The organism is Streptomyces sp. NPDC031466 (genome assembly GCF_055581265.1).
In genome coordinates this window covers 305024-325324 of the sequence record NZ_JBVIJT010000005.1, presented here as the reverse complement: position 1 = coordinate 325324, position 20301 = coordinate 305024, and the positions used below count along the sequence as shown (strand labels likewise).

Sequence of the window (20301 nt, the reverse complement as noted above, 5' to 3'; positions counted from 1 at the left end):
GATGATCAGGGCCCGTACGAACGGGCCTGCGAAGGTCCCGGCCAGGTGGGTGGGGATGGCGATGATGATGTTGCTGCTCGGCGCGGGGGTGCTGATCGCGGCTGCGGGGCTCGGCGCCGTCGTGTGGGCGGCGCGGGGCGGCCCGCGCTGGGTCCACGGGGTGGCCCGGGCCACGACCGTGGCGGCGGAACTGGCCGCCACGGCCAGGAAGAGGAGCCACCGGGGCGGCAGTTACCACTCCGGGGAGTAGCCGGCTCCGGTGAGTTGATCGCCCGAACCCTACGAACCCGTGGACGCGCCGCCGACACGCAGACCGGCACCGGCACCGGCACCGGCACCGGCACCGGCACCGGCACCGACGCCGTCACCGGCGCTGACGCGGTCACCGTCTTCGTCGCCGGGGCCGCCCTCGCGTCGGTGGAGGGCCAGGCGGCCGGCCGCACCCGGCGCCTCGACCCCTGGCAGCAGCCGCATCTCGTGGCCCGCTGCGGGTGGCCGCCGGACGCCACCCGTACGACGCGCGACTGTCGGCGCCCATCGCCGAACTGACCGCTCACAGAGCGGAGTTCCGCCGCATCTGGGACAGCGGCGAGAGGTGGTGATGTGCGCGGCCGGCAGCAAGCGGCCGCACCACCCCGTGACCGGCGTCCTCACCCTGGACTTCGAGTCCCTGAGGGGACGAGGGAGGCGGCGGAACTGGCCCGCCTCGCCTCGACGCTCGACGCCCGAGAGGCGCCGGCCCCGCCGACCGCTCAGAAGTCGTCGGCGCCGCTGCGCAGCTCGTACGTCCAGTAGCCGGTGGCCCACTTCGCCGGGTCCACGGCGACACCGCCCGCGCCGGGCGCCCTGACGGCGCTCATGCCGCCGCCCCCCTGCAACGTCACGGAGAAGTCGGTGACGACCTCGGTGCTCTCGTCCCTCCCGCCGTCCGACAGCTTGACCAGGGCGTACGCCGGGGCTCCCGCCTTCAGCACGACGGGCGCGGCGGGCTTGCTCTTGGCGACCGGCGGCACGACCTCGCGGTGGCTCTCCAGGAACTGGATCTCCGGGTAGCCGGTCAGCTCGCAGGCGTGCCCGGAGGTGTTCTTGGCGGTCAGCACGAGGTGGGTGTAGGGCGGGCCGCCGTGCCGGGCGGCACTGATGGAGACGTCCTTGGTGGTGCAGACGGGAGCGGTGGCCCGCGACGCGGAGGACGAGGCCTCGCCGACCTGGGTCCCGGCGGACTCACCCGAGGCACTGGACCCGCCGGTCTTCGTGCGGGCCCCGGAAGCCCCCGAAGCGCCGGGCGTCGCCCCCGACTTCGCGGCCTTGGACACCGAGACGGAAACGGTCTCGCCGGCCTCACCCGCCCCCGAGGACTTCACCCCGGTGCCGCCTCCGCCACAGGCACTGAGGGACAGCGCGAGCGCGGCCGCCCCGGCGGCGACGACGACGGCGGAACGGGCGCGGGCACCGGTGCGGGTGCGGCTGTGGAACGTAGGCATGGGATTCCCCCGAGAGCTAAGGATGACGACCGTAGGAGCGAGCCGACCCGACCGGGAAACCCCGCCTGACCTGCTGACACCCCTGAGTCTCGCGCCCACCGCTCACGCCTTGCTGCCGCCCGGCTCACGTCCCGCTGCCGCGCTCTTCGGGTCCGTACGACGGAGTCCTCACATGATTCCGGGAGAGGCCACGCAGGGCCCGTACGGGCGACTAGGGTGCCGCTGTGCGATCAGTGTGTGACGCACCACACAAGGGGCGGCGCGCGACCAGGGGCGGCCGGCGCGCGCCTGACGGGCGCTATGGGGGCGGAACATGTACGAGTTGACCAAGGGCGCCAACGTGGGCCTGGCGGCCCTGAGCGAGAACACCGACGCGGTGATCGTCGGCCTGGACTGGACGAGCCCGACGGGCGAGGGCGACGCGGACGTCTCCGTCCTGCTGCTCACCGCGGAGGGCAAGGTCCGCGACGACGGCGACTTCTACTTCTACAACAACCCGGTGGCCGCCGACGGCAGCGTGCAGCTCCTCGGCAAGACGCCGACCGGCGGCGGCGACAAGGACCGGATCAGCTTTGACCTGACCGCGGTTCCGCCGGACATCGACCGCATCGTCGTGGCGGCGAGCCGATACGGCGGCGCCCACTTCGGGGAGCTGGACGACCTGCGGCTCACGCTGGCGGACGGTTCCGGCGAGGAGCTGCTCCGCTTCACCATCGGCGACACCGGGTCGGTCAGCGCGTTCATCTTCGGTGAGATCTACCGCCGGGGCCCGGAGTGGAAGCTGCGGGCCGTCGGACAGGGTTACGCCACCGGGCTGGCGGGCCTGGCGACGGACTTCGGCGTCGACATCGACGACGACGCGGCGACGGAGGACGGGCCCGAGGGCGGGGCGACGGAGGATGTGCCCGAGGGCGGGGCGACGGGGCAGGCCCCGGGTGGACCGGAAGCCGAGGCCCTGGTTGCCGACGGGCAACCAGCGGTGTCGCCGCCGGCCATCCCAACTCCCCGTCGGCCGGACGCCGATGGGGGGCCGAAGAAGGCGGCCCCCCGGCCTCGTACGGCCAAGAAGAAGGTCACCCTGCCGAAGGTGGCCAAGAAGTCCTTGGCGGAGAACGACTCGTGGAAGGGGGCCAGGCTCTTCCCGGTCTCCGTGCTCAAGAGCGACCGGGACCGTGAGACGCGGGCCACCTCGGTGCTGTTGTCGGTGATGGCGCAGATCCCGGAGTTCGGCCGCCGGCTCACCGCCGCGTTCGGGGCGCCGGCGGGCCGGATGGAGACGTTCGCGGAGGTCCAGCTGCCGCATGGTGAGACCCCCCGGCGCCCGGACGGCGTGATCCGCGTCGAGCGGGCCGGCAAGCTGTGGACGGCACTGGTCGAGACGAAGACCAACGGCAACGCACTGAAGGCCGAACAGGTGCAGGCGTACATGGACATCGCCGCCCGCCGCGGTTACGAAGCCGTGATCACGCTGTCCAACGACGTCGCCCTGGAGGGCAGCCCCCTGGTCGACGTCAAGGTCGACGGGCGGCGCAAGCACAAGGTGGCCCTGTGGCACCTGTCCTGGGCCGAGGTCGCCCACCAGGCGCAGATGCTGATCCGCCACGAGGGCGTGGGCAACGCGGCGCACGCCTGGCTGCTCCAGGAGCTGCTGCACTACCTCCAACACGAGAACTCCGGCTGCCACGGCTTCCAGAACATGGGCGCGGCCTGGGTCCCCGTACGCAAGGGCATCGACGACGAGACCCTGTGCCAGGGGGACCCGCGCACGCTCGAGGTGGTGGAGAGCTGGGAGCGGCTCATCCGCCAGGTCTGTCTCGGGCTGGGCGGTGAACTCGGCCAGAAGGTGCTGCCCGTGCAGCGTGCCAGGCGGGGGTCGGACCCCGCGGAGCGCCGCTCGCGGCTGGCGGACCAGCTCTGCCTCGAAGGAAGGCTGCAGGCGGAGATGCGGATCGAGGACACGCCGGGTGTCCTCGCGATCACGGCCGATCTGCGCACCGGCAAGCTGCGCACGTCGATCGACATCCCGGCGCCCGCTCAGGGGTCCCCGCTGACCTGGGTCAAACGACTCGTCCGCCGCCTGTCCGACGCACCCGCCGACCTCCACATCGAGACTTTGGTGGAGGGCGAGGCGGGAGGCCCACGAGGAACACTCGAACGGCTCCGCCCCGAGCCGGCGGACATGCTGCCGAAGAACGGCGCTCGGATCACCGGCTTCCGTCTGTCCCTCTTCAAGGGGATGGGAAGCGGCCGCGGCAACGCGGAGACGGGCTTCATCCGCAGCGTGGACGACGCGGTGCACCGGTTCCACGCGATGGTGGCGGCGCAGCTGGCACATTGAGCAGCGCTTCTGGGCGCGCGGGAGGTGCGCGCGGGCACGCGGGAAATGGGCGAGGAATGTTGAGGGGCCCCGGTGCGGTAAGCACCAGGGCCCCGAAGGAACTACAACACCATCTGCCGACTTAGAACTGCGTCGGCCCTCTGTGTCCGCACGGCCGCCCGAAACGCTGACGGGGGTGCGGGGATCGGAGATGCGTGACCGGAGACCACCTACCTATCGATGTCCTGCGGTTGCGGTACCCGGGATCAGACGTCGACCCGGGCGATCCTGATGGCGCGCGCTTCCTCCGTTTCTTCCCTCTGACGAAACTACGTACTGCGTACTGCCAGGCAGGACGTCCTGTCCCTGCCCTTACTGCGGATACTGCCTGTACTGCCGTTGTACTACCTACTGCTGACGGCGGCCCCTGATCACTGCGGGCCACCCGGTCCGGCGGTCAGCCTCGTCACCGTCATGCGACAACCCTGGCTCCGAGACTCCACCACCGCACCGTCATGCGGGTACTTCTGCCCGGCAGTTCGTGTCTGCCGGGCCCTTGCTCGATCTCGACTACAAGAGAAACCATAACGAGGAGACAACCCAATGTCTACTCCCATGACGACAGATTTCTGTGCGCTGGTTGATGAGATATTCCGCGCTGCGGGTGGCCGCCGCGGGTGGCCGCCGTGAGGGCGCCGGAGGCGTCCGCACCGCACCCTGTGCATCCACCACGCGCTATGCCATACCCAATGGCATACTCGATGTGTGACTGACGACGAAGTGGACTTCCCACCCGGTGATGGCCCCACCAGTGGCATCTCTGTCACCCTCACTGCCGGAACTCTGCATGCGATCCGTGAGCGGGTCGGCAAGCGAGGCGTCTCGGCCTACCTGGAGAAGGCGGCCCAGCGCCAGATCGAGCGGGAGAACCTGGACGAGCTGATCGCGGACTTCGACAAGGTGCACGGCCCGGCCGACCCCGAGGCCGTGGCGGCCAAGCGCGCCCGGCTGACCGGAGGCGCCTCGAACGCTGGGACGGCCGCGTGAGCGGTGCCCTGGTCCTGGACAGCGAGGGCCTGGCAAAGGCCGTACAGCGTGATCGGGAGATCCACGAGTGGCTGACGGCGGCTCGCGACGCAGACCTGCCGGTGATCACCTCGGCCGCCGTGCTGGTCGAGGTGATCCATCCGAAGATCAACGACGCCGCACTGAAGTGGACCCTCTCCCGCTTGACCGTCGAGCCGGTGACCCAGGCCGTCGCGCAGTCCGCTGCCGCCTTGCTGCGCACAGCGGGACTGCACGGCCACAAGTACGCCATCGACGCCATACTGTGCGCGACCGCCCTCCAGCATCCCGGTCGGGTGACGATCCTGACTTCGGACGTGGAAGACATCGAACTGCTCACCGCCGAACACCCCCGCGTGCGTGCGGAGAAGGCCTGAACCGAGGTCTTGCAACGGCTGGCGCTCGCCGGGGATGGGCGTCATGAAGTGGTGCGTCCTGGCACGCACGCCGCCCCGGCGCGGCACAGCAAAAAGGCCCAGGTCTCTGACCTGGGCCTCAACTGTGGAGCGGGTGACGAGAATCGAACTCGCACTCTCAGCTTGGGAAGCTGATGTTCTACCACTAAACTACACCCGCGTAACGCGCCGCCAGAAGCGGTGTCGTAACGTCGCACACTGTACCTCATCACGGGCCCCCGGCGCTGTCGCCGCGGGGCCCGTGTGCTGTTCGGGGCGGGGTCGGGCCGTGCGGGGGGAGGGAGTTGGGGCGTACCGTGGGCGCACCGCCGATGGGTCGCCTAGTGGGGTCGTGCCGCCTGGAGTGGCGTCCCTTTCGTGCCGTAATGTGTGCTTTCGTCGTCGGCTTCAGGGGCGGGACAGCAGCCTCCCGAGCCCGGCCGGCAGGACGAGTTCACACACGGCTTTGGGGAAGGGACTCGAGGACTTGATGGAGCGCACCGTCGTCCGATGTGCCGAGGGGCACGTGTTCAGCACCGCTTCGTTCCCGATGCAGCAGGCCGGCCGGCTCGGCCCCGGGCGGCTCATCCGCTGTCCGCGCTGCGCCCGGCTCCGGCACGCCGTGCCGGTGGTCCTGCAGAAGCGGTAAGGGGTGGCACAGCGCGTGGGTCCGTCCGATTGGGGCGGGCCCGCGCGCTCTGCGTATCCTCGGTGCGTGCTTCTCTCAGACAAGGACATCCGGGCCGAGATCGACTCCGGACGAGTGCGGATCGAACCGTACGACGAATCCATGGTGCAGCCCTCGAGCATCGATGTGCGGCTGGACCGCTACTTCCGGGTGTTCGAGAATCACCGCTACCCCCACATCGACCCCTCCGTGGAGCAGGCCGATCTGACGCGGCTCGTGGAGCCCGAGGGCGACGAGCCCTTCATCCTGCATCCCGGTGAGTTCGTCCTCGCCTCGACGTACGAGGTCGTCAGCCTGCCCGATGATCTCGCCAGCCGTCTTGAGGGCAAGTCCAGCCTCGGGCGGCTCGGGCTCGTCACGCACTCCACCGCCGGGTTCATCGACCCGGGGTTCAGCGGGCACGTGACCCTTGAGCTGTCGAACCTCGCGACCCTGCCGATCAAGCTCTGGCCGGGCATGAAGATCGGGCAGCTGTGTCTGTTCCGGTTGACCTCGCCCGCCGAGGAGCCCTACGGCTCGGAGCGGTACGGGTCGCGTTATCAGGGGCAGCGCGGGCCGACCGCCTCCCGGTCCTTCCTCAATTTCCATCGGACACAGGTGTGAGCAGCGGTATGAGCGACGTGCGCGAGAACCTTACGTACGAGAAGTTCGGCGGCGCCGTGCGCGAGCTGGCGCAGGCCATCGCCGACGACGGGTACCGGCCCGACATCATCATCTCCATCGCCCGCGGTGGTGTCTTCGTGGCCGGCGGGCTCGCCTACGCCCTCGACTGCAAGAACATCCACCTGGTGAACGTCGAGTTCTACACGGGGGTGGGGACCACGCTCGACATGCCGGTCATGCTCGCGCCCGTCCCCAACGCCATCGACTTCACCGACAAGAAGGTGCTCATCGCCGATGACGTCGCCGACACCGGAAAGACGCTGAAGCTCGTGCACGACTTCTGCCTCGACCATGTCGCCGAGGTGCGCTCCGCCGTCATCTACGAGAAGTCCCACTCGCTCGTGAAGTGCGAGTACGTGTGGAAGCGCACCGACGAGTGGATCAACTTCCCGTGGAGCGTCGAGCCGCCCGTCGTCAAGCGCGCGGGGCAGGTCCTCGACGCCTGAGCCACAGCGTCCCCCCGAAGTGGGGGAAGGGCCCGTCCGACGAATCGTCGGACGGGCCCTTCCTCATGCGTGGGCGAGCGCTAGAACGTGCCCAGCTTGATGATCGACAGGATCGCCAGGAGCTGGATCGACGCCGCTCCCAGCGCCTTCGGCCACGGCAGGTCGTGCGACTTGGCCACCATCGTCGTCAGCAGCGCGCCCGCCGCGATCCAGGTCGCCCAGCCGAGGAGCTGTACGAAGCTCTGGCCGCCGCCCAGGAACATCGCCACGACGACACGCGGCGCGTCCGTCATCGACATGATCAGCATGGACAGGCCGACCGTCGGCTGCCACGCGCCGTCGCCGCCGAGCTGGCGGGCGAGGGTGTGCGTGACCACGCCGAGGACGAAGGCGCTGATGGTGATCGCGACGCCGGTGGTCAGGACGTAGGGCACCACGGACGACAGGGGTGCCTTGAGCGCGTCCGAGCGGGCGCCGTCGAAGCCGAAGATCGCGAGCAGGCCGTAGACGAACGTGACGATGACGGCCGGGGCCCACATCGCGTAGTCCCGCATCTGGAGGAAGGTCGGGCCCGGGCGCAGCACGATGCCGCGCAGCAGGTCCTTCCAGTGCAGGCGCGGACCGATCGGCGCCGCGGCCGCCTGGCCCGCGCGGTAGGTGTCGCCCTGGGTGTAGTGGTCGTCCCCGATGGAGAAGGCCTGGGTGTGCCCCGGGTTGTTGGCCGCGTACGGGTCGGGGCCGCCCTGGGGTCCGTGGCCCTGGTCGCCCGGCCCGCCGAAGTACTCCGGCTCGCCGTGACCGCCGTCGGGCTGCGGCCACTGCGGGCCGCCGCCGGGCTGCGGACGCCCGCCCCCGTACGGGGCGCCCCCGCCGTACTGGGGGCCGCCACCCTGAGGGCCGGCCCCGCCGTACTGCTGTTGGCGGGGGTTCGGCGACACGGGTGGGTAGCCGTACGGCTGCTGCTGCCCCTGGGGGGCCTGCTGTCCGTACGGCTGCTGCCGCGGTTGTTGTTGCGGTCGCGATTGCGGGGCGCGGTTGTCCCGGCCGCGTCCGTTCCTGAATCCAGCCACGAATCGAACGTACCTGGTCTTACGGGGCCGGGTCGTCCCTCCTTGGGAGGAGAGCCGCTTTGCGGCCGACCTGTGACAACCCCTAAGGGAACCCTGAGGGGGCCGGCCCCCCTGTGCCCCCACTGGCCTCTGTGCTCCCTGTGACCCCGGCCGCCGGGTCAGCGGCCCAGCACCGCTCCGTACGCGTACGGGTGTGAAGAGGCGGGCAACCCGATGGAGTTGGGGGTGATGACCCGCACGCCGGACGGCTTGACGGCGGGCAGCTCCCAGACGCCGCCCGCCGAGGCGTTCTCGCCCGGCGCGGCGACGGACAGGTCCGGGCGGCCGTCGCCGTCGTGGTCGGCGGTGAGGAGCGCCGCACCGAACGCGTCGCCCTTCTCGGCACCGCCCGGGATGCCGGGGGAGTTCTGCTGGTACGCCACCGCGCGCGCCGCCCCCGACGCGTCGAGGATGCCCTTCGGGCCGCCCTTCAGGACGGTGACGGCGCCCGCGCCCGCCGCGTCGCCGATCGCCTCGCCGGGGGCGCCCGCGATCAGGTCGTCCTTGCCGTCGCCGTCGATGTCCGCGACGGCGAGGGCGTTGCCGAAGTCGTCACCCGTCTCGGCGACGCCGGGAACGCCCGGGGTGTCCTGGTTGAGGGTCTGGCCCTCCCAGATCGGCTGCTCGCCGCCCCCGTAATGGATGTGGATGCCGCCGCCCTTGGCGCGCTCCTCGGGGCCGCACGGGTCGTCGATGTTCTCGTCGGCGATCTCGCGGCAGTTGCCGAGGGCCAGGTCGTCCAGGCCGTCGCCGTTGAAGTCGCCGACGGCCAGCGCGTTGGCGGCGCTGTTGTCGCTGCTCCAGGTCAGGTCGAAGCGGGTCTCGTCCTTGAGGTAGCGGTAGAGCTGGATGTGGGACTGGGTGTGGGGCTGGTTCTGCGTGTAGTAGGCGACGGTCAGCTCGGGGCGGCCGTCGGAGTCGAAGTCGCCGGTCGCCATGACGGGGGCGCGGCCGCCCATGGGCCGGGCCATGACGGGCTCGGTCCGGGCGGCGTACGGGTTGAAATTGGCGACGACCTTGTCCTTGGCGCCGATCGCCAGGTCGACGTCCGTGTCACCGGTGAAGTCGGCGGCGGTCAGGGACATCCCGTACGCGTCGGAGGCCTTCTCGCCCCGGGCGGCGGTGTTGGCGAGGGCGAAGCCGTCGCCGGTGCCGTACAGGACGGTGACGGAACCGGCGTCGGCCTTGCCGTCGATGTCCTCGCCGGGGGCGCCGATGACGAGGTCGGCGTACTTGTCGTCGTCCACGTGCGCGGTGGTGACGGCGGCGCCGAAGCGGTCGCCGGCCTCGGGGGTGCCGGGGACCTCGACGGTGGCCTGCGTGATGCGGCGCACGCCGTTCGTGCCGGGGCCGTCCGCGCCGCCGAAGACGACGCTCACGTAACCGGCCCTGGCCTTGCCGTCGACGGTGCCCGAGGGCACGCCGACGGCGAGGTCCGCGTACCCGTCACCGTTGAAGTCGCTGGTGAGGGGCGCGCGTTCGGAGGCGGTGGCCGGGGCTGCGAGGGGCAGGGCGAGGCCCGTCGCGGCGAGGGCGGTGGCGGCGGCCAGGGCGAGGGCACGGGGGCTCGGGCGGGTGTGTGCGCGGAGGCGCATAAGGGCTCCAACTCTGCGGGGTCGGTACGTCGATTCTGGGGACAGCGGCGGCGGGACCGGCCGGCCGCGCCGCTCACGCGGGGAAGAGGGACCGGGCCCGCACGTGCGGGCCCGGCGGCCGGGCCGAAGGGGGATCAGTCCGCGAAGTTCGCGCCGAGGCGGGGCGTGCCCGCGCCCGAGATGCCCACGGTGGAGGTGTAGACACCGGAGGTGCCCGAGAGCGTGCCGTCCGCCTTGGAGTCCAGGACGTAGAAGGCGCCGTTCGAGGAGTTCTCGCCGGCCGCACCGACCACGACGTCGCCGCGGCCGTCGTCGTTCAGGTCGTCGATGTGGACGTCCGAGCCGAAGAAGTCGTTCTTCTCGTTGGCGTTGGGCACGCCCGGCGTGTTCTGGGTGAGCAGGACGGAGCCCGCCGTGGTGAGGCCGGAGCCGTCCGCGGCGCCGTAGATGACGGTGACGGAACCGGCGTCGGAGACGCCGTCCAGGTCCTCGCCGACGGTGCCCACGACCAGGTCGAGGTGGCCGTCGCCGTTGATGTCGCCGAGGTCCAGCTCGGAGCCGAACCCGTCGCCCTTCTCGGCACTGCCGGGCACGCCCGCTGTGTCCTGGGTGATGACCTGGCTGTCGCCGTAGGGGCCGGTGGACTTGCCCTTCACGACGTACACGCTGCCGCCCTTGTGGGCGCCGTCGATGCCGTCGTCCCAGGTGAGGCCGATGATGATGTCACCGTAGCCGTCGCTGTCCGTGTCGCCGACATCCGTGATGTAGCCGCCGGGCAGGCGCTGCACGCCGGTCGTCGTGATGCCGTTCGCGCTGCCGGGCAGCCAGAGGTTGGCGTTGTAGTGGTCGCCGGAGGAGAAGCCGTCGACGATCAGGTCGTCCTTGCCGTCGCCGTTGACGTCTCCGGAGTGCAGGTTGAACGGGCCCGCGCCGTCGCCGCTGAGGATGGGCGGGGTGACGGTGTAGTGGCGGCCGGTGCCGCCGGCGCGGGTGAAGCCGCCCTCGTAGACGTCGAGGGTGGCCGCGCCCGAGCTGGAGCCGATGGCGAGGTCGTCCTTGCCGTCGCCGTCGAAGTCGCCGGCCTGGATGGGCCCGCCGAAGAAGTCGTGCTTGGTGGGGCGCGGGTCCTCCAGCGTGGTGCCGCCGGACAGGCCGTTCTTGGAGCCCCACAGGATCTGTACGGTGCCGCCGTCGACGTCCGTGCCGACGTCCTCGCCGATCGCGGCCACCGCGAGGTCGTCGTAGCCGTCGCGGTTGAAGTCGCCGTACGCGGTGTCGCTGCCGAAGCGGTCGTTCTTCTCGGCGGCGCCGGGTACGCCGGTGCTGTCCTGGCTGTACGTGGTGTGGTGCCGGTCGCCGCCGCCGTACGTCACGGTGACCTGGCCCGCGCCGTCCTTGCCGGCGACGTTGGCGCCGGAGGCGGAGGTGGCGAGGTCCGCGGCGCCGTCGCCGTCGAAGTCGGCGTCGGGCTGCGTGGCGGGGGACGGCGCGGCCGACGCGGTGACCGCGGTGGTGGTGAGCAGCCCGCCGGACAGCGCGGCGACGACGGCCGTCGCCGCGGCGAGGCGGATGCGGCCGGGTCTGCCGGCGGTGGTGCGCTTGTGCTGGGCCATGCGGTTCTCCTGCGGCATGCGGGGATGCCTGGCGGGCATCCGCGTTCGATGGGGTGCGGAGCAGACGCGTTCACCGGGCATTGGCCCTGGCGTCACGCCGTGGTCGGCGAAGAGGAGACCCCCGATGGCACCCAAGGGTTGTACGGAGCAGGGGAGTTGGGGCGGGTTGACGGGGTTCGGGTCGTTCGGCGGGGCCCCGGGGGAACGCATCCGGCCCGGCCGGCAGCTGAGAACGCATCCGTCAGGTGACCGCCCTGCCTACCCCGCCCGGTACTGAGGCCGGGCCCGGCCGGGGGCCGTTGAGGGCCGACCCGGCCGGGGAACTCGACGAGCCCGTCCGGCGTGTGAGGACGAACTCGGCGGAGCCGGTGACTCACCGCCCCAGGATCGCCCCGTACTCCACCGCTCCGGTCAGCCCCAGCTTGCCCGGCGTCACCGAGGTGACCGGCAGGTTCGGGCCGTCCTTCTGGGCCGGGTCGTACCAGACGCCGCCCTTGCCGTCCTCGCCGGGCGCGCCGACCGCGACATCCGGGTAGGTGTCGCCGTTGTAGTCACCGGTGGCGACGGCCGCGCCGAGGCGGTCGCCGGCCTCCGCGGTGCCGGCGACGTCCGGGGAGTCCTGGTTGAAGGAGGGGCCCACGAGGGCCTGACCGGTGCCGAGCGAGCCGAGGACCCAGTAGGCGCCGGCGCTCTTCGCGGTGCCGACCGCCTCCGTGTCGGCGCCGACGATCAGCTCGTCGATGCCGTCCTTGTCGACGTTGGCGACCGCCAGGTGCGCGCCGAAGTTGTCCTCGGCCTCCGCGTCGTCGGCGACCGACGGGCTGTTCTGCGTGGTGCAGGAGTGGCCTCCGTCGCCGAGCTTGCCGCCCTTCTTGTTGTAGACGGTCAGGACGGCGCCGCCGAGGCGGTCCGCGCAGGCGGTGTCGTCGGACTCGGGGTTGGGCCGGACGTTGCCGACGGCGAGGTCCGTCGTGCCGTCACCGTCGAAGTCGCCGGCGGCCAGGGCGCTGTTGGTGGAGTCACCGGTGGACCACAGGCCCTTCCACTCGCCCGAACCCCGGCTGACCACCTCGATGCCGCTGATCTCCATGCCGGAGTAGGCCAGGGCGATGTCGTCGCCGCCGTCGCCGTCGAAGTCGCCGCTGGTGACGACGCTCGGGCCGGCGAAGTGCCAGCCCCGGATCCTGGAGAGCTTGGCGGAAGAACCCGCCGTGAAGGGACCCCGCCGCATGTCGAGGGCGCTGGATTCGTCGAAGTGGGTGTTGAGGGCGATGTCCTTGTCGCCGTCCTTGTCGAAGTCGCCCGTGGTGAGCAGCGATCCGTAGTTGCCGGACTCGCCCTCTCCGGTGGTCGCGGTGAAGCCGCCCTTGAAGCCGCTCGCGGAGCCCCAGACGACGGTGACGCTGCCCGCGTCCAGGGTGGTGCCCATGTCCTCGCCGGGGGTACCGACGACGAGGTCGCTGTAGCCGTCGCCGTTCATGTCGTTGGAGTCGACGGCCTTGCCGAACTTGTCGCCCGCCTCGACGGTGCCGGGCACACCCGCGGTGGACTGGCTGACCGTCGTCGAGCCGTGCTTGCCGAGACCGGCCGCGCCGCCCCAGACGACGTTGACGTAACCGGCCTTGGCCTTGCCCCCGACCGTGGCGCCCGGCACGCCGACGGCCAGGTCCACGAAGCCGTCGCCGTTGTAGTCGGCGCGCAGCTTGGAGGGGGCGGCGGTGGCGGACGCGCTGCCCGCGGTCAGGCCGGTGAGGCCGAGGGCCGTGGCGGCGCAGACGGCGCCCGCGGCGAGGAACTTGTTGCGGGCGGTCCTGCGCGCGGTCGTGCGCACGTGCTGAGTCACTGAAGAAGTCTCCAACCGGGTGAGGACATGGACGCCGAAGTCAGAAGTACGGGGCAGGGCGTCTGCGGGCTCGACGTGAGCCTCTGGGTAAAGATCGTTTCCGTGGTGTGTGACTCGTGAGGCGTACGAAGGGTTGTGCACCGGGGGCGGCGGAGCGATCGCCGGGTGAACGGGGCGCCACGCCTCAGCGCCGCCCCACCCGTACCCCCACGTCGTCGGACGTGAAGTGCCACGCCCTCTTCGCCGCGAGCCCGTCCCGCGCCCCCCGCAACACCACGAAGTCCCCGTACGGACGCCCGTACTTGTGGGAGTAGACGATCACGTCCCGATGGCCGTCGCCGTCGACGTCGAGCAGGTCCGTCGGCCCGAAGCTGAACGCCTCCAGGTCGCCGGGCAGGCCGGGATCGTCCCCTCGTACGATCTGCTGCCCTACGGTGGTGGGGCCCTCGCCGCTCCCGGGCAGCAGGAGCAGCCGGTCCGTGTCCGTGAGGCTGAAACCGGGCCTGGCCGCCACCACCTCGGGCTTCCCGTCCCCGGTGACGTCCCCGATCATCGGGGAGCCGCCCCAGGTGGAGCCCCGCCCCCGCAGGACCCGTGAGGGCGCGCCCCGGCCGAGGCCCGCCTTCGAGCCGCGGATGACGGTGAGCCTGCTCGCGGAACGCGAACCCCCGTGCGGGTCGTCGCCGTTGGCCACGAAATCGTCGGCTCCGTCGCCGTCCACGTCCCCGGACACCCCCTGGCGAGGACCCTCGTAGGTGGCCATGGAGTCCAGGCCGGGCGGCACCGCACCGCCGTCCCGGAGGCCGCCGGGGCCGCCCTGGTAGAAGTCGATCTGCGGCGGCCGGCCGGTGGGAGGGGTGTCGTTCTGTTCGTAGTCGTCGCCGTTGAACGGGTAGGTGAGGACGACGTCGGTGCGGCCGTCGGCGTTGTAGTCGCCCGCGACGGCCTGCCGCGGGCCGGTGTGGCCGCCGGCGACCGTGCCGCGGCGGGCGGGGACGCCGCCGCGCTCGAAGGGCCCGAACAGGGTCGTCCTGCCGTCGAAGAGGTCCGCCGCGCCGTCCCCGTCGAAGTCCCCCGCGGCGGCGGGCCGGAAACCGTCCTTCACGCCCGGGCCGCCGGTCCGCGACACGTCCGCCTCGACCCGCTCGGCCTGCGAGAGACCCCGCTTCCCGCCGTACAGGACGTACGTGCCCCGCTTGAGCCTGTCGCCGTCGACGAAGGTGATCAGATCGGTGAAGCCGTCCTTGTCCAGGTCGGCGCGGAGCAGCGGGCCGAACGCCGTGTCGCCGTCGCTCGTGCCGGCCGGCAGGCGCCGCGACCACGCGGGGCGCGGGCCCTTGGCCGAGCCGTAGACCACGGTGAGCGTGCTGCTCAGGTACTTGTCGCCGGCGCTGTTCCTGCGGGTGGAGGTCAGGGAGGTCGCGAGGTCGTCGTAGCCGTCGCCGTTGAAGTCGCCGGGCGCCGGGTCCGCGGCGGCCTTGCCGGCGGGCGGGCGCCCGAAGGTCTGCCCGTCCCCGGCGCCCGTGTCACCGTCCGCGAGGAGCCCGCACCCGGTGAGCAGGACCGCCGCGCAGGCCAGCGCGGCGACCCCGCCACTCCGTCGGCTCCCTGCGCCGTCTCCGCGCACGCTGCTCATCCGCCCCCCACAGACCCGGCCCGAACCCCCACGGGAGATCGATCAGCCCATGATGTCTCCCGCGTCCTCGCGGGTTAAGAGGGCCGGGATGCCGTTCGCGTCACAACGCGTCAGGCCGGCCCCGCCCCGAAGGGCGGAACCGGCCTGACCGTCGTACCCGGACGCGGACCGTCGTATCGGTACGCGCTACTTGACCGGCTCGGGCTCCGGCGCGTCCGCGGACTCCTCGTCGCCCGCCGGGTCGGCCGGCGTCTTCACGGAGTCGAGCAGCAGCTGCGCGACGTCGACGACCTGGAGGGACTCCTTCGCCTTCCCGTCGTTCTTCTTGCCGTTGACCGAGTCGGTGAGCATGACCAGGCAGAACGGGCAGGCGGTGGAGACGATGTCGGGGTTGAGGCTGAGCGCCTCGTCGACCCGCTCCGTGTTGATGCGCTTGCCGATGCGCTCTTCCATCCACATGCGCGCGCCGCCGGCGCCGCAGCAGAAGCCGCGCTCCTTGTGGCGGTGCATCTCCTGCTGGCGCAGGCCCGGGACGGCGGACATGATCTCGCGCGGGGGCGTGTAGACCTTGTTGTGCCGGCCCAGGTAGCAGGGGTCGTGGTAGGTGATCAGGCCCTCGACCGGGGTCACCGGGATCAGCTTGCCCTCGTCGATGAGGTGCTGGAGCAGCTGGGTGTGGTGGATGACCTCGAAGTCGCCGCCGAGCTGCGGATACTCGTTCGCGATGGTGTTGAAGCAGTGCGGGCAGGTCGCGACGATCTTCTTGGCCGACTTCGGCTTCTTGGTCGACTCGTCCTCGTCGTCCTCGCCGTACGCCATGTTCAGCATCGCGACGTTCTCCTGGCCGAGCTGCTGGAACAGCGGCTCGTTGCCCAGGCGCCGGGCGGAGTCACCGGTGCACTTCTCGTCGCCGCCCATGATCGCGAACTTGACGCCCGCGATGTGCAGCAGCTCCGCGAAGGCCTTGGTGGTCTTCTTGGCGCGGTCCTCCAGGGCGCCCGCGCAGCCGACCCAGTAGAGGTAGTCGACCTCGGTGAGGTCCTCCACGTCCTTGCCGACGATCGGGACCTCGAAGTCGACCTCCTTGGTCCACTCCACGCGCTGCTTCTTGGCGAGCCCCCAGGGGTTGCCCTTCTTCTCCAGGTTCTTGAGCATCGTGCCCGCCTCGGACGGGAACGCGCTCTCGATCATCACCTGGTAGCGGCGCATGTCGACGATGTGGTCGATGTGCTCGATGTCCACCGGGCACTGCTCGACGCAGGCGCCGCAGGTGGTGCAGGACCACAGGACGTCGGGGTCGATGACGCCGTTCTCTTCGAGGGTGCCGACGAGCGGGCGCTCGGCCTCCGCGAGAGCGGCGGCGGGCACGTCCTTCAGCTGCTCCGCGGAGGCCTTCTCCTCGCCCTCCATGGTCTTGCCGCCACCCGCGAGCAGGTAGGGCGCCTTGGCGTGCGCGTGGTCGCGCAGCGACATGACGAGCAGCTTGGGGGAGAGCGGCTTGCCGGTGTTCCAGGCGGGGCACTGCGACTGGCAGCGGCCGCACTCGGTGCAGGTGGAGAAGTCCAGCAGGCCCTTCCAGGAGAACTGCTCGACCTGGGAGACGCCGAAGGTGTCGTCCTCGCCCGGGTCCTCCCAGTCGATGGGCTTGCCGCCACTGGTCATCGGCTGGAGCTCGCCGAGGGTGGTGGAGCCGTCCGCGTCCCGCTTGAACCAGATGTTCGGGAAGGCCAGGAAGCGGTGCCAGGCGACGCCCATGTCGGTCTTCAGGGCGACCGTGATCATCCAGATGAACGAGGTCGCGATCTTCACGCCGGCGAAGAAGTACGTGAGGTTCTGCAGCGTGGAGACGTCCAGGCCCTCGAACGCGGAGACCAGGGGGTACGAGATGAAGAACGAGGCCTCGTAGCCGTCCACGTGGTGCTGGGCGCCCTCCAGGGCGTGCAGCGTGAAGATGCAGATGCCGACGATGAGGATGACGGTCTCGACGAAGTACGCCTGGCCGGTGTTCGAGCCGGCGAAGCGGGACTTGCGGCCCGGCTTGTCCGGCCGGTTCAGCTGCCGGATGACGATCAGCGTGGCGATGCCGAGCACGGTCATCGTGCCGAGGAACTCGACGAAGACGTTGTACGGCGCCCAGTCGCCGATGATCGGCAGCATCCAGTCGGCCTGGAAGAGCTGGCCGATAGCGTTGACGATCGTCAGCAGCAGCGAGAAGAAGCCCACTGCCACGAACCAGTGCGCGACGCCGACGATGCCCCACCGGTTCATGCGCGTGTGGCCGAGGAACTCCTTGACCACGGTGAGCGTGCGCTGGACGGGGTTGTCGGTCCGGGTGCCGGCGGGTACGGGCTGGCCGAGCCGCATGAACCGGTAGATCTGCACGATGGCACGGCCGAACAGCGCGACGCCGACCGCGATTAGGACCAGCGACACGATGATCGCGGCGAGTTGCATTGGGGGGCTCCTCGGGCCTGCGAGGCGGGACTCGTCGTAGCGGACTAGGGCTGATTACTAAGCGGTAACTTATGCAGTCCGTCTGAGACTACCCACTTACCCGGTCGCACTGTAGCCAGCAAGGCGGTGATCTGCGTCGCTCAGGCAACCCTTGCCGCGCGCGCCGCCGTACGCGGGCACCCCGCCGACGGGCGCCCCGTCAGGGGCGCGGGGAACTGCGCGGCCGGCCACATACGACCCGCAGCCGGGCGCTCCGGACCTCCGGGAGCCCCCGACTTGCGCGTAAGTCCGGGATAAGAGTTGAGCCCCCTCGACTCACATCTGTTGACGCGAGCGCAGCGCTCATGCATCCTTGAGCCAGATCCACTCAAGAAGTACCTCTGGAGGAATCGAAATGGCACGTGCGGTCGGCATCGACCTGGGCACGACTAACTCCGTCGTCAGCGTTCTGGAAGGCGGCGAGCCCACCGTCATCACCAACGCCGAGGGCGCCAGGACCACGCCGTCCGTCGTCGCCTTCGCGAAGAACGGCGAGGTGCTGGTCGGCGAGGTGGCCAAGCGCCAGGCGGTCACCAACGTCGACAGGACCATCCGGTCGGTCAAGCGCCACATGGGCACCGACTGGAAGGTGGACATCGACGACAAGGGGTTCAACCCCCAGCAGATCTCCGCGTTCATCCTCCAGAAGCTGAAGCGCGACGCCGAGGCGTACCTGGGCGAGAAGGTCGCGGACGCGGTCATCACCGTCCCGGCGTACTTCAACGACTCGGAGCGCCAGGCCACCAAGGAGGCCGGTGAGATCGCGGGTCTGAACGTCCTGCGCATCGTCAACGAGCCCACCGCCGCCGCCCTGGCCTACGGCCTGGACAAGGACGACCAGACCATTCTGGTCTTCGACCTCGGTGGCGGCACCTTCGACGTCTCGCTCCTCGAGATCGGTGACGGCGTCGTCGAGGTGAAGGCCACGAACGGCGACAACCACCTCGGTGGTGACGACTGGGACCAGCGCGTCGTCGACTACCTGGTCAAGCAGTTCAACAACGGCCACGGCGTGGACCTCTCCAAGGACAAGATGGCGCTCCAGCGCCTGCGCGAGGCGGCCGAGAAGGCCAAGATCGAGCTGTCCTCCTCCACGGAGACCACGATCAACCTCCCCTACATCACGGCCTCCGCCGAGGGCCCGCTGCACCTGGACGAGAAGCTCACGCGCGCCCAGTTCCAGCAGCTCACGTCCGACCTCCTGGAGCGCTGCAAGACGCCGTTCCACAACGTCATCAAGGACGCGGGCATCCAGCTCAGCGAGATCGACCACGTCGTCCTCGTCGGCGGCTCGACCCGCATGCCGGCCGTCGCCGAGCTCGTCAAGGAGCTGACCGGCGGCAAGGACGCCAACAAGGGCGTCAACCCGGACGAGGTCGTCGCCATCGGCGCCTCGCTCCAGGCCGGTGTCCTCAAGGGCGAGGTCAAGGACGTCCTGCTCCTCGACGTCACCCCGCTGTCCCTCGGCATCGAGACCAAGGGCGGCATCATGACCAAGCTCATCGAGCGGAACACCACGATTCCGACGAAGCGCTCCGAGATCTTCACGACGGCCGAGGACAACCAGCCGTCGGTCCAGATCCAGGTCTACCAGGGCGAGCGCGAGATCGCGGCGTACAACAAGAAGCTCGGCATGTTCGAGCTGACGGGCCTGCCGCCGGCCCCGCGCGGCGTCCCGCAGATCGAGGTCTCCTTCGACATCGACGCCAACGGCATCATGCACGTGACCGCGAAGGACCTCGGCACGGGCAAGGAGCAGAAGATGACCGTCACCGGCGGCTCCTCGCTGCCGAAGGACGAGGTCGACCGCATGCGCCAGGAGGCCGAGCAGTACGCGGACGAGGACCACAAGCGCCGCGAGGCCGCCGAGTCCCGCAACCAGGGCGAGCAGCTCGTCTACCAGACGGAGAAGTTCCTCAAGGACAACGAGGACAAGGTCCCGGCCGAGGTCAAGACCGAGGTCGAGGAAGCCGTCGGCGAGCTGAAGGAGAAGCTCAAGGGCGAGGACACGGCCGAGATCCGCACCGCCACCGAGAAGGTCGCCGCCGTCTCGCAGAAGCTGGGCCAGGCCATGTACGCCGACGCCCAGGGCGCGCAGGCCGCGGGCGGCGCCGAGGGCGCGGCCCCCGGCGGCGAGCAGGCCAAGGAGGACGACGGAGTCGTCGACGCCGAGATCGTCGACGACGAGAAGGACCAGAAGGGCGGCGCCGCCTGATGACCGAGGAGACCCCGGGTTTCGGCGACAGCGCCGACAAGCCTGACGTCCCCTCCGGCGCCACCCCTGACGACGCGGCGCCCAAGGCCGCCGAGCCCTCCACCGAGGAGGGCCCGGCGGCCCCGGCCGGGGACGCGGACAGCAAGACGTCCGCCCAGGATGTGGGCCTGACCGCCCAGCTGGACCAGGTGCGCACCGCGCTCAGCGAGCGCACGGCGGACCTCCAGCGGCTGCAGGCCGAGTACCAGAACTACCGCCGCCGCGTGGAGCGGGACAAGGTGACGGTGAAGGAGATCGCCTCGGCGAACCTCCTCTCCGAGCTCCTGCCGACCCTCGACGACATCGGCCGCGCCCGTGAGCACGGGGAGCTGGTCGGTGGCTTCAAGTCGGTCGCCGAGGCGCTGGAGACCGTCGTCGCCAAGATGGGCCTGCAGCAGTTCGGCAAGGAGGGCGAGCCCTTCGACCCGACGATCCACGAGGCCCTGATGCACAGCTACGCACCGGACGTCACCGAGACGACGTGCGTCGCGATCCTGCAGCCGGGGTATCGCATCGGCGAGCGCACCATCCGCCCCGCGCGGGTGGCCGTCGCCGAGCCCCAGCCCGGCGCGCAGCCGGGCAAGGGCGAGGAGGCCGCCGAGAAGGCCCCCGAGGGGCCCGCGGCCGCCGAGGGATCGGACGAGAAGGAGACCGGTGGCCCGGACGAGGGCTGACGGCGACGAGATGAGTGAGGAGGGAC

General features: G+C 70.8%; 17 protein-coding genes and 1 tRNA gene. 10 read left to right on the top strand and 8 right to left on the bottom strand.

The window, feature by feature from the left end:
- Positions 1 to 55: 55 nt before the first annotated feature.
- Together ACZ5GP_RS13510 and ACZ5GP_RS13505 are read left to right on the top strand one after the other, a co-directional pair.
- Positions 56 to 250: a hypothetical protein gene (locus ACZ5GP_RS13510; protein ID WP_358583015.1), complete on the top strand. Its 195-nt coding sequence runs from the start codon at positions 56 to 58 to the stop codon at positions 248 to 250.
- 241 nt (positions 251 to 491) lie between these two features.
- Positions 492 to 602, top strand: a complete 111-nt coding sequence (locus ACZ5GP_RS13505; protein WP_468750993.1) for an MmyB family transcriptional regulator — start codon at positions 492 to 494, stop codon at positions 600 to 602.
- A 150-nt stretch (positions 603 to 752) separates the two neighbouring features.
- Here ACZ5GP_RS13505 and ACZ5GP_RS13500 read toward each other — a convergent pair whose 3' ends face one another.
- Positions 753 to 1484 (bottom strand): DUF4232 domain-containing protein, encoded by a 732-nt coding sequence (locus tag ACZ5GP_RS13500; protein ID WP_468750992.1) that lies wholly within the window; start codon positions 1482 to 1484, stop codon positions 753 to 755.
- A 313-nt stretch (positions 1485 to 1797) separates the two neighbouring features.
- On the opposite strand from ACZ5GP_RS13500, the gene ACZ5GP_RS13495 reads away from it, so the two are divergent.
- The 3 genes from ACZ5GP_RS13495 (at position 1798) to ACZ5GP_RS13485 (ending at position 5243) form a co-directional block, all read left to right on the top strand.
- Complete coding sequence (locus ACZ5GP_RS13495) at positions 1798 to 3822, top strand: TerD family protein (RefSeq protein WP_468750991.1); 2025 nt, start codon at positions 1798 to 1800, stop codon at positions 3820 to 3822.
- 744 nt (positions 3823 to 4566) lie between these two features.
- The gene (locus tag ACZ5GP_RS13490) at positions 4567 to 4848 is read left to right on the top strand and encodes a hypothetical protein (protein ID WP_468750990.1); all 282 of its coding nucleotides are present in this window, start codon (positions 4567 to 4569) and stop codon (positions 4846 to 4848) included.
- Complete coding sequence (locus ACZ5GP_RS13485; RefSeq protein ID WP_468750989.1) at positions 4845 to 5243, top strand: type II toxin-antitoxin system VapC family toxin; 399 nt, start codon at positions 4845 to 4847, stop codon at positions 5241 to 5243. Before ACZ5GP_RS13490 ends, ACZ5GP_RS13485 begins: the two co-directional genes overlap by 4 nt.
- A gap of 125 nt (positions 5244 to 5368) precedes the next feature.
- Here the strand turns inward: ACZ5GP_RS13485 and ACZ5GP_RS13480 are convergent.
- Positions 5369 to 5442: transfer RNA gene (locus ACZ5GP_RS13480), tRNA-Gly, on the bottom strand.
- Positions 5443 to 5787: 345 nt separating this feature from the next.
- Here ACZ5GP_RS13480 and ACZ5GP_RS13475 point away from each other — a divergent pair.
- The 3 genes from ACZ5GP_RS13475 to ACZ5GP_RS13465 all read left to right on the top strand — a co-directional run bounded on the left by ACZ5GP_RS13475 (position 5788) and on the right by ACZ5GP_RS13465 (position 7058).
- Complete coding sequence (locus ACZ5GP_RS13475; RefSeq protein ID WP_358698031.1) at positions 5788 to 5910, top strand: hypothetical protein; 123 nt, start codon at positions 5788 to 5790, stop codon at positions 5908 to 5910.
- A gap of 66 nt (positions 5911 to 5976) precedes the next feature.
- Complete coding sequence (gene dcd / locus ACZ5GP_RS13470) at positions 5977 to 6552, top strand: dCTP deaminase (protein WP_358583004.1); 576 nt, start codon at positions 5977 to 5979, stop codon at positions 6550 to 6552.
- Positions 6553 to 6560: 8 nt separating this feature from the next.
- A complete protein-coding gene (locus ACZ5GP_RS13465; protein WP_361079808.1) occupies positions 6561 to 7058 on the top strand; it encodes a phosphoribosyltransferase in 498 nt (165 codons plus the stop codon).
- Between the two features lie 80 nt (positions 7059 to 7138).
- On the opposite strand, the gene ACZ5GP_RS13460 is transcribed toward ACZ5GP_RS13465, so the two are convergent.
- From ACZ5GP_RS13460 to ACZ5GP_RS13435, 6 genes are all read right to left on the bottom strand, one after another.
- Positions 7139 to 8128: a Yip1 family protein gene (locus ACZ5GP_RS13460; RefSeq protein ID WP_468750988.1), complete on the bottom strand. Its 990-nt coding sequence runs from the start codon at positions 8126 to 8128 to the stop codon at positions 7139 to 7141.
- 158 nt (positions 8129 to 8286) lie between these two features.
- The gene (locus tag ACZ5GP_RS13455; RefSeq protein WP_468750987.1) at positions 8287 to 9762 is read right to left on the bottom strand and encodes an FG-GAP-like repeat-containing protein; all 1476 of its coding nucleotides are present in this window, start codon (positions 9760 to 9762) and stop codon (positions 8287 to 8289) included.
- Between the two features lie 134 nt (positions 9763 to 9896).
- Positions 9897 to 11375: an FG-GAP repeat protein gene (locus tag ACZ5GP_RS13450; protein WP_468750986.1), complete on the bottom strand. Its 1479-nt coding sequence runs from the start codon at positions 11373 to 11375 to the stop codon at positions 9897 to 9899.
- A gap of 373 nt (positions 11376 to 11748) precedes the next feature.
- On the bottom strand, positions 11749 to 13218 hold the full coding sequence (locus ACZ5GP_RS13445) for an FG-GAP repeat protein (RefSeq protein WP_468750985.1): 1470 nt from the start codon (positions 13216 to 13218) through the stop codon (positions 11749 to 11751).
- Positions 13219 to 13402: 184 nt separating this feature from the next.
- Entirely contained in the window at positions 13403 to 14854 is a 1452-nt protein-coding gene (locus tag ACZ5GP_RS13440; RefSeq protein WP_468750984.1) for an FG-GAP repeat domain-containing protein, read from the bottom strand.
- A 186-nt stretch (positions 14855 to 15040) separates the two neighbouring features.
- Positions 15041 to 17308 carry a (Fe-S)-binding protein gene (locus ACZ5GP_RS13435; protein ID WP_468750983.1) on the bottom strand — a complete coding sequence of 756 codons (2268 nt, stop codon included), beginning with the start codon at positions 17306 to 17308 and terminating at the stop codon, positions 15041 to 15043.
- A 394-nt stretch (positions 17309 to 17702) separates the two neighbouring features.
- On the opposite strand from ACZ5GP_RS13435, the gene dnaK reads away from it, so the two are divergent.
- Positions 17703 to 19562: a molecular chaperone DnaK gene (gene dnaK / locus ACZ5GP_RS13430; protein WP_358909576.1), complete on the top strand. Its 1860-nt coding sequence runs from the start codon at positions 17703 to 17705 to the stop codon at positions 19560 to 19562.
- Positions 19562 to 20275 (top strand): nucleotide exchange factor GrpE, encoded by a 714-nt coding sequence (gene grpE / locus ACZ5GP_RS13425; protein WP_468750982.1) that lies wholly within the window; start codon positions 19562 to 19564, stop codon positions 20273 to 20275. The genes dnaK and grpE overlap by 1 nt, the downstream gene beginning before the upstream one ends.
- Positions 20276 to 20301 lie beyond the last annotated feature (26 nt).